Consider the following 16,317-nt stretch of genomic DNA (forward strand, 5'->3'; position numbering starts at 1 on the left):
CTCTGAAAAACAAATTTAGTTTTCTCTTTTATTATAAATGATATCGAAATGGTTAACCAAATATACATCCGACATTTTAATATAAAAAAACCTCCCTTTTAGGAAGGCTCTTCTACATTTTTAAATAAACTCACTAATAACGCTTTTTGAGCATGCAATCGATTACCAGCTTGCTCAAAGACGATAGACTGCGGTCCATCTATAATTTCTCCTGTTACTTCTTCTTCACGATGGGCAGGTAAACAGTGTAAGAAACGATATGTTTGCTTCGCATGCTTAACAAGTTCGTTATTGATTTGGTAAGGTTGAAATAAAGTATACTTCTCTTCTTCGCCCTCTTGCCCCATGCTCATCCAAACGTCAGTATAAATGAAATCTGCTTCATTCACCGCTAATTCAGGATCATGCAAAACTTCAATTTCAGCTCCTGTTTCCTTGGCAATTGCTAACGCTTTTTTTACAATCTCTTCATTCGGTTCATACCCTACAGGCGTTGCCACAGTCATATGCATTCCGACTTTTGCACTCGCTAGCAACAATGAATGACATACATTATTTCCGTCACCTACGTAAGCCAATTTTATTCCTTTAAATCTATTTGTTTCTTCGTATATCGTCATAAGGTCTGCCAATGCTTGACAAGGATGATGATCATCCGTTAAACCGTTAATAACAGGAATACTCGATTCTTTTGCAAGCTCTTCTACATCCGCGTGTGAGAATGTACGTATCATGATCCCGTCAATATACTGCGATAATACTTTCGCAGTATCTGAAACGCTTTCTCCTCTTCCCATTTGCATCTCTTTCCCACTTAAAAACATACCATGTCCCCCGAGCTGTACCATTCCTGCTTCAAAAGATACACGAGTACGAGTTGAATGCTTATCAAAAATAAGCCCTAATATTTTGCCTTGTAATAAAGGCTCTTGCTTATTCTTTTTTAAATATATAGCGAACTCAATTAAAGAAATAATTTCTTCTTTCGTTAATTCTTCTAGTGTTAAAAGATCTTTCGTATTTAATTTCGGTACTTGTACAGTTGACATGAAACTTCCCCCTTATATGATTGATACGTTTTTTGTACAAACTACTTTTTTTATTATATATACTGCCTGTTCTAACTCTTCATTCGTGACAATGAGTGGCGGTAATAGTCTTATCACATTAGGACCTGCTTGTAATACGAGAAGTCCTTCGTTTTCTAGTTGTTCTATAAAACTTGCAACTTCATGCTTACACTCAATCCCAATCATAAGCCCCTTACCACGTATATTTTGAATACATTCGACATGCTGTAATTCCTCTTGCAACTTCTCTAATACGTACTCGCCTTTTTCTTGTACTTCTTTTAAAAACGATGGTTTTTCACTTACTTGCAATACTTCTTTCGCTGCAGCCATCGCGATGTAATTCCCGCCAAAAGTTGAACCGTGTGATCCTGCAGTAAACGACGCTCCGAGCTCTTTCCGGCCAATCATTGCTCCGACAGGAATCCCATTCCCAAGCGCCTTTGCAACGGTAACGATATCAGGCTCTATTCCCACTTGTTCATAAGCGAATAGTGTTCCAGTTCTTCCTATCCCCGTTTGTACTTCGTCTATAATAAATAAGGAACCGAACTTATTACATAATGTTTCAATCTCTTTCAAAAAAGATAGATCAGCAGGTATTACTCCTCCCTCTCCTTGAACAACTTCTACCATTACCGCCGCAACTTCTTCATTCATTACTTCCTCTAATGCTTTAATATCGTTAAAAGGGATATGTAAAAAAGATGGAAGTAATGGACCAAATCCTTCTTTTACCTTATCTTGGCCCGTTGCACTCATCGTTCCAAATGTTCTACCGTGAAAAGACTGCTGGCATGTTACGACGAGAGATTTTCCAGTATGCTTACGTGCTAACTTTAAAGCCGCTTCATTTGCCTCTGCCCCACTATTACAGAAAAACACATAATCTAATTCTCTATTTTCTGTTAATAATGACGCAACTTCTTCTTGCAAGCTGTTTGTAAACAGGTTAGATATATGCCATATATCATCAAGTTGCTCTTGTACACCTTTGAGAACAGTAGGGTGACAATGTCCTAAATTACATACGCCAATTCCTGATGTGAAATCTAAATATTCCTTACCGTTATTATCAATAACTTTCGTTCCAGTTCCCTTTACAAACTCAATAGTTCTTCTGCCATACGTTTGAAAAAGATGACTCGTCATGCAATACTCACACCTTTCGTTACCGTCGTTCCAATACACTCTCCCGTAACCTCAGTAAAATCTTTTGTACCATTCACAATACTTATCTTTTGCACTCCCATTTTTAATGATGCTAGTGCCGCCTGTACTTTCGGAATCATCCCACCTGTAATAACACCTGTTTCTATAAAAGTAGCAATTTCAGATTCATCCGTTTCCTTTACCAAATTCCCTTCATGTAATATTCCATCTACATCCGTAATAAAAATAAGCTCTTTTGCCCCTAACGCAGCCGCTATCCCAGCTGCAGCATTGTCCGCATTTATGTTATAAACTTCATTACCATTTACCCCGATTGGAGCAATAACAGGAATATACTCCATATTCATTAATCCTTTTAATAAGGCTGTTTCTACATAACTTACTTCCCCCACATATCCTATCTCTTCACTGACAGGTTGAACTTGAAGTAAATTGCCGTCACATCCTGAACAACCTACCGCAAGTAAATTATGCTTTTGTAAATTCATTACGAGTTTTTTATTCGTACTTCCGCATAGCACCATTTGAACAACATCCATAACTTCTTTTGGTGTTACGCGTAATCCATCTCTTTTTTCTACGTTGATGTTACAATCTTTTAATTTGGCATCAATTTCTGGCCCACCACCATGAACAATCACTACTTTATACTTCTGTTGCAATTTCTTTATACATTCAAAAAACACAGCTTTTAATTGATTCAACATACTACCGCCGCATTTCACTACAATATATTCGCTCATCTTCTCTCTCCTTATGTACGATAACAAGCGTTTATTTTCACATATTCATAGCTTAAGTCACAGCCCCAAGCTGATCCTGTCTCTTCTCCTAAGTGTAAGTACACATTAATGACTATTTCATCTTCTTGTAATCTCTCTTTCATTTCTTCTTCAGAAAATGTTTGAGGCTCACTATTTTTTAATACCAATATAGATTGAAGAGTAATGTCAATTGTATTCGGACTAATAGCTACTTCACTTTGTCCAATACTGCTAATAATTCGTCCCCAGTTTGGGTCTTCACCATGTATTGCTGTTTTCACAAGACTCGAACCGACTATTTGCTTTGCAATTTTTTTTGCCTCTTCATTCGTTTGAGCTCCTAGCACATTTACTTCTATTAACTTCGTAGCGCCTTCACCATCTTGCGCAATTTTTTTTGCTAAATCTTCACATACCTTCTGTAAAGCACATACGAAAGTTTCCCAATCTGTATGTTCCATATTTATCGGCCTTGTTTCTGATAATCCACTTGCCATAACGATGACCATATCATTCGTAGAAGTATCTCCATCTACCGTAATTTGATTAAATGTATGATTCGTAATTTGGGATAATGCCGTTTGCAATACGTCATGCTCTATATGAGCATCTGTCGTAATAAAACTAAGCATCGTTGCCATATTCGGATGAATCATCCCTGAACCTTTTGCAACACCCGCAATCGTCACTTTCTTCCCATCAATAATCATTTCATAGCAAGTTTCTTTCGTTATGAGATCCGTCGTTAAAATTGCTTCAGAAAAAGAATATGCTTCACTTTCTTCCTTCGTCGGTATAAGAGTTGCAACTCCCTTTCGGATTATATCCATCGGCAGCGGAACACCAATTACACCTGTTGAAGCTACTGCAACGTAATTTTCTTTCAATCCAAAATGTTCCGCCCCTAATGTGCGCATCTCGTATGCGTCTTGTAATCCTTTCATTCCAGTACAAGCATTTGCATTTCCACTATTAACGATAATTGCTTGTAACTTCCCTTCTGCCGTTATACTATCCTTCGTTACTTGCAAAGGGGCTGCTTGTATTTGATTCGTTGTATACACAGCGGCACATGATGCTGGTACGTCACAAACGATTGCCCCTAAATCCTTTTTCTCCTTTTTCAGACCATTTGCAGTACCAATTGCCGAAAAGCCTTTCGGCGTTACAATTGAACCATTTTCTAATTTTGTAATAGACGCTACTTTAATCATCATGTCCCCCTTATAGATAAAGCGGCATATGTTGTAAACCTGTTGTCTCTTCTAGTCCCGCTATTATGTTTGCATTTTGAATCGCTTGCCCAGCCGCGCCTTTCATCATATTGTCTATAACAGAAACGACCGTAACTCTTTCTGTTCTTTCATCGTAAGCTATGCCAATATCACAATAATTTGAGCCTCTCACTTCTTTTGGACTTGGAAATTTCCCTTGCGTACAAATTCGGATGAAAGGCGATTGTTCATACGTTTCTTCATACAATTTTTGAAGTTGCTTTATTTCCATCTTTTGTTTTACTTTTGCATAAAGTGTAATCATGATTCCTCGTGATATCGGTATTAAATGTGTGCTAAATGTAATTGGCTGTAATTCACTATTCCATTCTGTAAGCATTTGCTCAATCTCTGGAACGTGCTGATGCTGGTTTACTTTATAGATGTGTAAGTTATCGTATAGCTCAGGAAAATGAGTCATTGTTGTTGGTGTTTTACCTGCTCCTGATACCCCTGATTTCGCGTCAATAATAATCGAATCTTCTTCAATCCTGCTACTACGTACTAACGGTGCTATCGCTAGCAATGTGGCTGTAGCAAAACATCCTGGGTTTGCAATTAAATTTGCCTTTTGAATCTCAGTCCTTTTCCATTCACTTAACCCATACACTGCTTTTCTAAGAATTTCTTCTTTCGCTGCTGGCCTTTTATACCACAGTTCATATGACGAAGGATCTATCATACGAAAGTCTCCAGATAGGTCAATTACTTTTAAACCTTCTGCTAATAACTTGGGAGTTAACTCCGCCGATACTCCTGCTGGTGTTGCTAGAAATACGATTTCTGCTTCTTTCCCTATTGTCTCCACATCAATTTCTTGTAACGTATGAACGAGGACATTTCGAAGATGCGGATATACATTTGTTATACACTCACCAACTTGTGAAAAAGAATGAAGAGATGCTATAGAAAAATATGGATGTTGTTCTAATAAACGAATTAACTCAATGCCCCCATATCCAGTGGCTCCAATAATTGCGACTTTCATAAGTTCCTCCTCAAATCGATTCTTTAAATTAAGTATGATTATAATATTGTATATTTATAGAGTCAATTAAATATTTATAAATTTCACAAACTTAAAAAACTTAATTTTACTAGAAAAACAATATACACAACCGGATTTTTATACAAAAATAGTGCACGGTAGTTTTTTTATTTCACTTCAAGTACAATAAAACAATACATACGTACATACAGGCGGGAAAAAATATGAACGAAAAATTAATTGAGAAAATGATTATAAAAAGTTTTCAGCAATATCAATGCAGTCCAATATCAAAAGAAGATCAGGAAATGCTAGTGAAACATATTCAAACGGTGACTCATTCAAATATTGAAATTGATTTATACGAGGAGATTGAGGATATTGTTTATGATTATGTGACTGGAAAACAATAAAAAATAGGAGATTTCCATGTGGAAATCTCCTATTTTTTACTTAATGATTTACCTGCTACACGTTCAAATAAACCTGGAAATAAAGCATAAAGTTTCGGGCCAATTCCCATCCACTTCGGTAAGTTTACTTCACGTTTTTTCGTGTGCATCGACTTTACGATTTGTTCTGCTACGTATGTTGGTTTTAACATGTAACGTCCCATATTCTTTACATAGGTACCAGATTGATCCGCTATTTCAAAAAAGTTTGTATCTATCGGACCTGGATTAATTGCTGTAACATAAATATCTGTATTCGCTAATTCCATGCGTAAACTATTCGTAAATCCTAATACAGCATGTTTCGTTGCTGCATACGCACTTGATTTCGGAGTTGCAATTTTTCCGGCAAGGGAAGCAATATTAATAATATGTCCTTCGTTCTTGTTTACCATATAAGGTAGTACCGCTTTCGTACATGCTACTAATCCAAATACATTTACTTGGAACATATCTTTCACTTCATCCATTGACGCATCTTCAAACGTTTTAAAAATACCAAATCCCGCATTGTTTACTAATATATCAATACGTCCCACTTCTTGTAATACCTTTGAAAAAACAGACTGTACTTCCATCTCTTCACTTACATCTAATACATAATAATAGCAAGGCGTATTATAAGTTTCTTTAATTTTGTCTACTAACGCTTGTAGTTTCTCTTCTGTTCGAGCCATTAATACGGGAGTCGCTCCCCGTGCTGCAACTTGCATTGCAACTTGCTCACCAATCCCACTAGAAGCACCTGTAATGACGATTACTTTATTTTGTAAACGTCCTGTCATTGCTGTCACCTACTTTGCATAATAAATCAATTGTTGCGATGATTCATCAATCATCACTTGTTGATTATATGCTAAATAGTCCAATTGTCCAACCGTTTCTGAAATAGTAAGTGGTAATTGTTCTTTATATAATACCGGAAATAGTTTTACACATACTTCAAATGCTGTCATTGGTTTTTCCTTTAATAACTCAAGCACTTTAAAAGCACGTGTTTCTTGCTTTTGTAATCTCGTTTCAATAAGTTGTTTCACATTTAGAACATCTTCCCCATGCCCTGATAAAATGCGTGAAATATTCATTTCGCTTAAACGCTGTAATGTTTGATTATATTGTAGTAATGGGCGTGCCCGTTCTGTTTGCCCTTCATATGGTGGTTCTAGTATTGGATTCGAAGAAATATGACTGATGAGAGCATCTCCACCAATTAATATTCCATCAGATTCTCTATATAAAGAAATATGAGTAGAAGCATGACCTGGTGTTTCAAGTACTATAAATCCAGGCAAAGAATCAATACGATCTCCTTCTCTCACAGTATGCGTTAACGATCTATTACAAGAATATTTAAGTGTCCTCGTCGTCAATAACGACTCGTCTTTCAAAAATGCTGCTGGCACACCAAACTGTAAGGCCGTCTCTCTAAAAAATTCATGATACCGCTTTAAAAATTCTGGATTTTGTGTGATCCAAGGCTCATTCCAAGGATGTCCAATAATATTCGTCTTCTCAGAAAATATATTTAAAAGTCCACAATGATCTGCATGATGATGCGTAATGACTACTGTTTCAATATCTTCTATCGTATGTCCTAATGTACCTAATTGACTTTCTAACGCATTCCTTGCCTCTTCTGTATTCGTCCCTGTATCAATTAATGTTAATGTCTCCCCCTCAACTAAAAACACATTCACAGTTTCCACTGCAAATGGTACAGGAATCTCCATTCGGTGAATCGCCGTCATGCTTAGCCCCCCTGTCTCTTTCCGGTTCAAAAATGAATACTTCTTCAGTTTACAACTTCTATATATATTTGTCATTATTTTCAGATAAAAAGAGGTGTTTCCTATAAAAAAACGAATGTATGTACATTTATAAGAATTTCTAACCAAAATTAAAGGAGGAACATCATGTCTATTCAAAACATTTCCTTTCTCGGTGCAGGCTCTATTGCCGAAGCTATTATTGGTGGCTTGTTACATGCAAATGTCGTTAAAGGTGAACAAATTACTGTAAGTAATCGTTCTAACGAGACAAGATTACAAGAGCTACATAAAAAATACGGTGTCAAAGGTACTCATAATAAAAAAGAATTACTTACTGATGCAAATATTCTTTTTCTAGCAATGAAACCAAAGGATGTTGCAGAGGCGCTTACCCCTTTTAAAGAATACATAAATAATAACGTGCTTATTATTTCATTACTAGCAGGTGTTTCTACTCACTCAATTAGAAAACTACTTCAAAAAGACGTTCCAATTATTCGTGCAATGCCAAATACATCCGCAGCCATTTTAAAATCAGCTACCGCTATCTCCCCTTCAAAACATGCAACAGCGGAACATATTCACACTGCAACATCTTTATTTGAAACGATTGGTCTCGTCTCTGTTGTAGAGGAAGAAGATATGCATGCTGTCACTGCATTATCCGGAAGTGGACCTGCTTATATTTATTACGTAGTGGAAGCTATGGAAGAAGCTGCAACAAAAATTGGTTTAAAAGAAGATGTTGCAAAATCACTTATTCTTCAAACGATGATTGGTGCTGCTGAAATGTTAAAAGCAAGTGACAAACACCCTTCTATTTTGCGAAAGGAAATTACTTCTCCTGGTGGAACTACTGAGGCAGGTATTGAAGTATTACAAGAACATAAATTTCAACAAGCACTTGTTTCTTGTATTACACAGGCAACGAAACGATCACATAATCTTGGAAAAACATTAGAACAACTAACAAAAGAAAAATAGAAAAAGGAGCTCAAGTTTATTTGAGCTCCTTTTTCTATAATTACACTTAGTTATTGTTCTTCCCAAAAATCTCTTCTTGCAGGCGACGACCAGTCGGCGTTGCTGCAAGTCCACCTTCTGCTGTTTCACGAAGTGCTACTGGCATCGTTTGTCCGATTCTAAACATTGCCTCAATTACTTCATCACATGGAATTGTACTCGTTACACCAGCTAATGCTAAATCTGCTGAGATCATCGCATTTGCAGCTCCTGCTGCATTACGTTTTACACAAGGTACTTCTACAAGTCCTGCAACAGGATCACACACTAAACCAAGCATGTTCTTTAATGAAATTGCCATCGCTGTAGCTGCTTGATCTTGTGTTCCACCAGCCATCTCAACTGCAGCTGCAGCCGCCATTCCACTTGCTGAACCAACTTCAGCTTGGCATCCTCCTGCCGCACCAGAAATACAAGCGTTATTCGCAACAACCATACCGAAAGCTCCTGCTGTAAATAAGAATTCAATCATTTCTTCACGTGTAGGCTGCAATTTTTCTCTTAGTGCAAATAGTACACCTGGCACTGTTCCAGCAGACCCTGCTGTTGGTGTTGCACAAATAATTCCCATCGCTGCGTTTACTTCATTTGTTGCAACAGCTTTGCTTACCGCATCCAAAATCGTATCTCCAGATAAGCCTTTTCCACTCTTCATATACGCTTGAACTTTTACAGCATCTCCACCAGTTAAACCAGTTGGTGATTTCACGCCGCGAATACCACGTTCTACTGCTTGCTCCATCACTACTAAGTTCTTTTCCATACCAGCAATTACTTCTTCACGTGAAATACTTCTTGTTTCCATTTCACATTGAATCATAATTTCTGCGATTTTTACATTTTGTTCTTTAGCTTGCGCCACTAGTTCCGCTGCGTTCCGAAACATGGTGTGTCCCCCCTGCAATTATTCCATAATAGTTACTTGACAAATATTTTGTTGCGCTTTTATTTCTTCAATTACTTCATCTGCTAATAATTCATCTGTTTCGATGACCATAAGCGCTCTTCTTCCTTTTTCTTTACGAGATACACTCATCGTACTAATGTTAATCTCATGTTTCGCAAGGATTGAAGCTACCGCTGCAATAGCACCAAAGCGATCGTTATTTACAATAAGTAGTGCTGGGCTCGTGCCTGATAATTGAAGATCGAATCCGTTTAATTCTACAACTTCAATTTTACCGCCACCAATTGAGCAAGCAACAACTTCAATTTCATCTTCACCTTTATACAAACGAATTCTCGCTGTATTTGGATGAGGTGCATTGGCATCTTCTTTAATGAATTCCACTTCAATTTCGCGCTCTTTTGCTATTTCTAGCGCCTCTGGAATACGTAAGTCATCTGTTTCAAATCCTAATATTCCACCGATTAGTGCTACATCCGTACCATGCCCTCGATACGTCTTTGCAAATGATCCATATAACGAAATGCTTACTCTTTCTGGTTCATGACGAAACAGCTGGCGAGCAACTTGCCCCATTCTTGCCGCGCCTGCTGTATGTGAACTTGATGGTCCAATCATAACTGGACCGATAATATCAAATACTGAGCGATACTTCATCATAACTCCCCCTAAACCTCTATGAAAAAAATTTATTCTACTATTCTATTAAGCTGCTACATCTGTCGCTTTTCCAGTTGTACCACGAATTTGTTCTGCTATACGAATTGGATAGTTTTTGAATAAAAGTAATCCAATATAACCTGAAATAATACCAGTTATCATAATACATAAGAATCTTAGCATTATTTTCATTTAAAAATGATACAAGATAATCCACAATAAAGTCTGGTAGCAATCCAAAGTTTAACACAGAAGCCATTGCAAGCATAGCATAAACAAGTGATATAACCATTGCTAATGCAACTAAATTTGCACCCGCTATTCCACCTAGACTACCTGCTGATGTTCTGAACTCTTTTAAAGAGTGGTATACCAATTAAATCTCCACCACCTTATTAATAAAAAGCTTCAACTAAGGAACTTGCAATAGATACACTCGCTAATCATATCGTTTAGCTAAAAAGTGAAAAAGACTTATGACAAATAATAGTAATATCTTTCCTATTATAATTCTCGTGTTACTCTCTCATGATTTAGTCAACTTCACTTGTTACGATAATGACTAAAATACATGTGACTTATCATAAATTATAATCTGCCCTCATTATAGCTTGTTTTTTATAAAACGCTTACTTTTGTTGAATTTTAAAAGTTCTGAATAAAAGTCCATTTCTGCTATTTGTATCACTTGTATGTCATCTGACTTATATAACAGTTTTTCTAAATAATCATTATTTCGTATTTTTATCCTATATATTCAAACCATCCTAATTTTCTGTATCATCCAAGTATAAGTATAAAATAATAACAGTTTTATTTTTAAATTTTTTTAGACATAAAAAAATGGTAACCCGCCGTTACCATTTTTTATAAAATTATCATTTTTCTACTGGGAATGATTTCAAATCCGTCGCTATTTCTGTATTAGAAAACAACTCTCTAGCCTCTTTCAATAATTCCTTATATGTATCTCCTTGATAGCGAGAACTAATGTGAGTTAATATTAGTCGCTTCGCATTTGCCTGAAGTGCAATGCTCGCAGCTTGCTTAGATGTAGAATGAAAATAATCATACGCTTGTTGCTCATCTTCTGCTGCAAAAGTCGCTTCATGGACAAGTACATCTGCATCTTGCGCAAGCTCCCTACTCGCTTCGCAATATCGCGTATCACCTAAGATAGTAATAATTCTTCCTTTTTGAGGTGGGCCGATAAACTCATTTCCATTTAATATCGTGCCATCCTCTAATTCAACTGCTTCACCATCTTTTAAACGTTTAAAGATTGGACCTGGTTTCACACCCATCTCAAGCAACTTATCAACTAAAAGAGCACCTTGTATATCTTTCTCTACAATACGATACCCAAAACATTCTATACCGTGTGACAATCTTTTCGTTTCTACATAAAATTCATTATCTTCAAATACGGTACCTTCTTCTGTTATCTCCACAACTTCAAGTGGATATTTCACATGTGTCGTACTTACCGATAATGCCACTTCAATAAATTGTTTAATTCCTTTCGGTCCATACACCGTTAAAGGCGTAGTTCCTCCTTGAAATGAACGGCTACCTAATAAACCAGGCAATCCAAAAATATGATCGCCATGTAAATGCGTAATAAATATTTTTTCAATGCGGCGCGGACGTACAGATGTATGTAATATTTGATGTTGCGTGGCCTCGCCACAATCAAATAACCAAGTTTGTCCTCGTTCTTCTAACAATTGTAAAGCAATTGCTGAAACGTTCCTTCCTTTTGAAGGAACACCTGCACCAGTTCCTAAAAATACAAATTCCACTTTCTTTCCTCCAGCTCTAAATATACTCTATCTCTCATCTTACGGAATGTTATTTCAAATGGCAAATTGAATTTACATAACCAATCATCTAGACAACTATATAACACGAACGTTATACTTAAAAAATTTAGCCATCGTTCGTGTTTTATGGTAAAATGATTATACTACATTTTAAGGGAGCGTTTTATTATGAAAGAAGTATTTCGTTTACAAACTGATTTTTCATCTTCATTTGATCGCTGGGTAAGTTCTTTCGTGTCTGATCACCCAGCACAATTAGAATGGACAACTTTAAAGGAATTAATCCATGAATATACAACATCACATACAAATGATACGTTACCAGCATATATTTCTTCAGCTTTAACATATTACGCCCAACGTGTTTCAACTACAAACAGTTCAGAGATTGTTATTTTTGAAAACCCTACAATCTCGTAATCTATAATAAAAAAGCACTGGTTACAGTGCTTTTTTATTTATACTTATTTAACAAATGATCATATTCCGTCCAAAAGTCGGTATACATACTTCGCTCAAACTCATTTGAAATTATCTTTTCACTTGATTTATTAAATAATTCTTTTGCTTGTAGTGCAAAAGAAGCAATTTGTTTTCTATATTCATTTTCATTCAATTCTATATGAAGTCCTTCATAGTAGATAGCCTTTTGATTAGTAGAAATAACTTTGACAAAGTCCTTTAAAATCACGTTTTCACCTATATGGTTTATAGTCCAATGAATTGAAATTGGGCATCCTAACATGAGCATAGTGCCACATCCGTGCAAAATAAGCCCCGCTTCATTTTCAATATCACAAATATATTCTTTATCTAAAGTTCGTAACAAAGCTAAAGCTGATTCACTTATTCCCCATTCCTCATCCATACCTGTCTGCGTAATAATCGTTCCAGCCACATTTAAATATATTTCTCCATGAGAACATAAATCTTCATGCTCATTAAACAACCATTTTTGATTCTCAATATTTATAATAAAATTTTGTGGTCCCATTACAAATTCCCCTTTTATAAAAATATTTTTTCCATATTATTCATAATCAATATCATGCATTTCATCCCACATATCTATTATAAATCTGTTTAATATTTTAAAAACACAGATAAAAAAGATATTGACACTACGATTTTACAGTGCTAACATTCAACATGTAATTGAATATGGTCTCTGTTAGGTGAGGCTCCTGTATAGAGAAACGCTGCTGCCCAAAAATGTCGAGAGACGCCAATGGGTCAACAGGAAAGGTCGGAATGAAGGCCTTTTTTAACGTAGCTGGTTTCAGTACCTATGCTATACAGTGCTAAAACTCAACGAGGGAGAGGTGCATGTATTTTGTCATACACAAAAACTGTTTTTATTTATGTCTACTAACAGTCTTTGTTGTGGACTCTTTTAACTGCGAATTCAGACCTTTACTCGTTTTGAGTAAAGGTCTTTTTACGTCTATATGCACCTTACTATGAAACAAACATAGCATATTCAGAAACTACTAAATTGTACGGAGGTGAGGAACAGTTGGCAATTGATGATTCGGCCCAGATACCCATACGTTTTACATTCATATTTCATCATGTAGGTAGGAAAGAAACTGTTCCTCACCATTTCAAATAGTTAGGTAACAGATTGTTTCCTCCTTCATGACAGAGGAGGAACTACCGATGTTTAATTTACAAAGACAAGAAACAAAGCATGCTTATGAGCAAGATAGCATGAAAACAAATAACGAATTATTAGTGGAGGTTGCAACACAAGATGTAAGCTCTGCGTTAAAACTTTTAGAAACAACACAAGGTGGATTATCTAAACAAGAAGCGTCTCGTAGACTTTCTTTATATGGTCCGAATGAAATAGCTCATAATAAAATGGCGCCGTGGTACATTCAATTTCTATTGGCATTTAAAAATCCATTTATTTTCGTTTTATTAGCTCTTGGAGCACTCTCCTTTTTCACAGATGATATGCAAGGAACGATTGTCGTATCTGTAATGGTCCTACTTAGTGCAACGATTCGGTTTTCCCAAGAATTTCGTTCTCAAAAAGCTGCCGATAAGTTAAAAGCTATGGTTCGAACAACTGCGAGCGTATTTAGAATAAATGGATTTGTACATGAAACAAAAAATGTAAAGAATTTAAACCGAAATTACACAACAGAAATTCCAATTGAGGAACTTGTACCTGGCGATATCATTTCCCTTTCAGCTGGTGATATCGTTCCAGCTGATGTGCGTGTTGTATCCGCTAAAGATTTATTTGTTAATCAATCTTCTTTGACAGGGGAAGCACTTCCTGTAGAAAAATACGAACACTGCTACCATACAGAAAATAAGCATATCTTACCGAAAAACATGAAAAAAAATTACAATCCACTCGATATGGAAAACCTTTGTTTCATGGGAACAAATATTGTAAGTGGCAGCGCAAAAGCTGTTGTCATCTCAACAAGTACCGATACGTATTTCGGCTCTTTAGCAAATAAGGTAATTGGAAAGCGTGTAGAAACAAGCTTTGATAAAGGTGTAAACAAAGTAAGCTGGCTCTTAATTACATTCATGCTTATTATGGCACCTATTGTCCTTCTCATTAATGGATTCACAAAAGGAGATTGGCAAGAAGCTTTCTTCTTCGCTATTGCCGTTGCTGTTGGCCTTACACCTGAAATGTTACCAATGATTGTAACTGCTAATTTAGCTAAAGGTGCCGTTAACATGTCTAAACAAAAAGTAATTGTAAAACAGCTAAATTCTATTCAAAACTTAGGTGCTATGAACATTCTTTGTACAGATAAAACCGGAACTTTAACAGAAGATAAAGTGGTCCTTGTTCGTCACTTAGATCCCAAGGGAAATGAATGCAATCGCGTCTTGCAATTTGCCTATTTAAATAGTTTCTATCAAACTGGATTGAAAAATTTAATAGATAAAGCTGTTATTAAGCATACAGAGGAAAACAATAAATTTAATCCATCAGCTTTTCAAAAGCTAGATGAAATTCCATTCGATTTCGCCCGCCGGCGTATGTCAGTTATCGTAAAGGATATTTCAGGTGAACATACAATGGTTTGTAAAGGTGCCGTAGAAGAAATTTTATCAATTTGTAACTACACTGAAGTGGATGAAAAAATCGTTCCACTCACCGAGGAAATACGTTCAAATGTGAAAAAACTAAGTGAGACACTAAATAGTGAAGGTATGCGGGTTATTGCTGTGGCTTATAAAAAAGATAGAAGAATAAATGATACAGAGTACGCAGTAAAAGACGAAACTGATATGATTCTCAGTGGATATATCGGCTTTTTAGATCCACCGAAACCATCTGCAGCAGCTGCAATTCAAGCATTACAAAAACATGGTGTACAAGTGAAAATTTTAACTGGCGATAACGAAATTGTTACAAGAAAGGTTTGTAAAGAAGTTGGATTAGATATCGGCGAACCAATCCTCGGTTACGAGATTGATTCTTTACCAGATAAAGCATTAGCAAAACTTGCTGAAGAAACGACTGTATTTGCGAAGCTTAATCCAATGCAAAAATCTCGTATTATACACGCATTACAAGGAAATGGACACACTGTAGGTTACATGGGAGACGGCATTAACGATGCTGTAGCATTACGTGAAGCTGATGTCGGAATATCTGTTAATACTGCTACTGATATTGCGAAAGAAGCTTCCGATATTATTCTACTCGAAAAAAGTTTAACTATATTAGAAGCAGGTATTTTAGAAGGACGTACTACATTCGGAAATATTTTAAAATATATTAAGATGACAGCTAGCTCTAACTTCGGTAATGTGTTTAGCGTGTTAGTAGCAAGTGCTTTCATTCCTTTTTTACCGATGCTTGCCATTCATCTTTTAATTCAAAACTTACTTTATGATATTTCACAACTTTCTATTCCATGGGACAAAATGGATAAAGAGTTTCTAGAAAAACCACGAAAATGGGATACTGCAAACTTACGAAGCTTCATTATTTGTATCGGCCCAATTAGTTCCGTATTTGATATTATCACATACGTAGTCATGTGGAATGTATTTGGTGCAAATACACCGAGCGAGCAATCATTATTCCAGTCCGGTTGGTTTGTCGTTGGATTGTTAACACAAACTTTAATTGTTCACATGATAAGAACACAAAAGATTCCATTTATTCAAAGCACTGCATCAACACCAGTCGTTTTATTAACCGCTCTTATTATGGCAATCGGGATTTATATTCCATTCTCACCACTTGGTGCAGCCGTTGGTTTGCAAGCATTGCCACTTAACTACTTCCCTTGGTTAGTAGGAATACTATTAGGCTACGCTTTTTTAACACAGTTCCTAAAAAAGCTTTATATTAAAAAGTTTCATAGCTGGTTGTAAAAATAAGAATGAGTGGGTATTCCCCGCTCATTCTAAAAAACATAACACA

General features: G+C 36.2%; 16 protein-coding genes and 1 riboswitch. Of the genes, 4 read left to right on the forward strand and 12 right to left on the reverse strand.

Features of this window, described 5'->3' with window-relative positions:
- Positions 1 to 98 precede the first annotated feature (98 nt).
- From argF to argC, 5 genes are read right to left on the reverse strand one after another with little or no spacing between them, the layout of a single operon-like run.
- Complete coding sequence (argF, locus tag DN407_RS20425; RefSeq protein ID WP_098283375.1) at positions 99 to 1,049, reverse strand: ornithine carbamoyltransferase; 951 nt, start codon at positions 1,047 to 1,049, stop codon at positions 99 to 101.
- A gap of 12 nt (positions 1,050 to 1,061) precedes the next feature.
- Positions 1,062 to 2,222, reverse strand: coding sequence for an acetylornithine transaminase (locus DN407_RS20430; protein WP_000200560.1), 1,161 nt, complete (start codon positions 2,220 to 2,222; stop codon positions 1,062 to 1,064).
- On the reverse strand, positions 2,219 to 2,986 hold the full coding sequence (argB, locus tag DN407_RS20435; RefSeq protein ID WP_000006080.1) for an acetylglutamate kinase: 768 nt from the start codon (positions 2,984 to 2,986) through the stop codon (positions 2,219 to 2,221). The genes DN407_RS20430 and argB overlap by 4 nt, the downstream gene beginning before the upstream one ends.
- A gap of 11 nt (positions 2,987 to 2,997) precedes the next feature.
- Positions 2,998 to 4,221 carry a bifunctional glutamate N-acetyltransferase/amino-acid acetyltransferase ArgJ gene (argJ, locus tag DN407_RS20440; protein ID WP_000598389.1) on the reverse strand — a complete coding sequence of 408 codons (1,224 nt, stop codon included), beginning with the start codon at positions 4,219 to 4,221 and terminating at the stop codon, positions 2,998 to 3,000.
- 10 nt (positions 4,222 to 4,231) lie between these two features.
- Positions 4,232 to 5,269 (reverse strand): N-acetyl-gamma-glutamyl-phosphate reductase, encoded by a 1,038-nt coding sequence (gene argC / locus DN407_RS20445; protein WP_000861251.1) that lies wholly within the window; start codon positions 5,267 to 5,269, stop codon positions 4,232 to 4,234.
- A 224-nt stretch (positions 5,270 to 5,493) separates the two neighbouring features.
- On the opposite strand from argC, the gene DN407_RS20450 reads away from it, so the two are divergent.
- On the forward strand, positions 5,494 to 5,682 hold the full coding sequence (locus DN407_RS20450; RefSeq protein WP_001003222.1) for a YqzH family protein: 189 nt from the start codon (positions 5,494 to 5,496) through the stop codon (positions 5,680 to 5,682).
- A gap of 29 nt (positions 5,683 to 5,711) precedes the next feature.
- Here the strand turns inward: DN407_RS20450 and DN407_RS20455 are convergent, their stop codons facing one another.
- Positions 5,712 to 6,506, reverse strand: coding sequence for an SDR family NAD(P)-dependent oxidoreductase (locus DN407_RS20455; RefSeq protein ID WP_098294563.1), 795 nt, complete (start codon positions 6,504 to 6,506; stop codon positions 5,712 to 5,714).
- Between the two features lie 9 nt (positions 6,507 to 6,515).
- Positions 6,516 to 7,469, reverse strand: a complete 954-nt coding sequence (locus DN407_RS20460) for an MBL fold metallo-hydrolase (RefSeq protein WP_000125134.1) — start codon at positions 7,467 to 7,469, stop codon at positions 6,516 to 6,518.
- 165 nt (positions 7,470 to 7,634) lie between these two features.
- On the opposite strand from DN407_RS20460, the gene proI reads away from it, so the two are divergent.
- The gene (gene proI / locus DN407_RS20465; protein ID WP_000027253.1) at positions 7,635 to 8,474 is read left to right on the forward strand and encodes a pyrroline-5-carboxylate reductase ProI; all 840 of its coding nucleotides are present in this window, start codon (positions 7,635 to 7,637) and stop codon (positions 8,472 to 8,474) included.
- Positions 8,475 to 8,520: 46 nt separating this feature from the next.
- Here proI and sdaAA read toward each other — a convergent pair whose 3' ends face one another.
- The 4 genes from sdaAA to rnz form a co-directional block, all read right to left on the reverse strand.
- Positions 8,521 to 9,399, reverse strand: a complete 879-nt coding sequence (gene sdaAA / locus DN407_RS20470) for an L-serine ammonia-lyase, iron-sulfur-dependent, subunit alpha (protein ID WP_000489461.1) — start codon at positions 9,397 to 9,399, stop codon at positions 8,521 to 8,523.
- 18 nt (positions 9,400 to 9,417) lie between these two features.
- A complete protein-coding gene (gene sdaAB / locus DN407_RS20475) occupies positions 9,418 to 10,077 on the reverse strand; it encodes an L-serine ammonia-lyase, iron-sulfur-dependent subunit beta (RefSeq protein ID WP_149216767.1) in 660 nt (219 codons plus the stop codon).
- A 40-nt stretch (positions 10,078 to 10,117) separates the two neighbouring features.
- Complete coding sequence (locus DN407_RS20480) at positions 10,118 to 10,402, reverse strand: hypothetical protein (protein ID WP_048567782.1); 285 nt, start codon at positions 10,400 to 10,402, stop codon at positions 10,118 to 10,120.
- Positions 10,403 to 10,958: 556 nt separating this feature from the next.
- The gene (gene rnz, locus DN407_RS20485) at positions 10,959 to 11,882 is read right to left on the reverse strand and encodes a ribonuclease Z (RefSeq protein ID WP_000397453.1); all 924 of its coding nucleotides are present in this window, start codon (positions 11,880 to 11,882) and stop codon (positions 10,959 to 10,961) included.
- 189 nt (positions 11,883 to 12,071) lie between these two features.
- Here rnz and DN407_RS20490 point away from each other — a divergent pair, with 189 nt between their 5' ends.
- Positions 12,072 to 12,323, forward strand: a complete 252-nt coding sequence (locus tag DN407_RS20490; protein WP_000665709.1) for a DUF3932 family protein — start codon at positions 12,072 to 12,074, stop codon at positions 12,321 to 12,323.
- 34 nt (positions 12,324 to 12,357) lie between these two features.
- Here DN407_RS20490 and DN407_RS20495 read toward each other — a convergent pair whose 3' ends face one another.
- The gene (locus DN407_RS20495) at positions 12,358 to 12,897 is read right to left on the reverse strand and encodes a hypothetical protein (RefSeq protein ID WP_000529164.1); all 540 of its coding nucleotides are present in this window, start codon (positions 12,895 to 12,897) and stop codon (positions 12,358 to 12,360) included.
- A 166-nt stretch (positions 12,898 to 13,063) separates the two neighbouring features.
- A riboswitch (M-box (ykoK) riboswitch) is annotated at positions 13,064 to 13,231 on the forward strand.
- A gap of 331 nt (positions 13,232 to 13,562) precedes the next feature.
- Here DN407_RS20495 and mgtA point away from each other — a divergent pair.
- A complete protein-coding gene (mgtA, locus tag DN407_RS20500; RefSeq protein ID WP_141529039.1) occupies positions 13,563 to 16,268 on the forward strand; it encodes a magnesium-translocating P-type ATPase in 2,706 nt (901 codons plus the stop codon).
- Positions 16,269 to 16,317: the final 49 nt, after the last annotated feature.

It is taken from the genome of Bacillus sp. JAS24-2 (genome assembly GCF_008274905.1).
GTDB lineage: Bacteria > Bacillota > Bacilli > Bacillales > Bacillaceae_G > Bacillus_A > Bacillus_A cereus.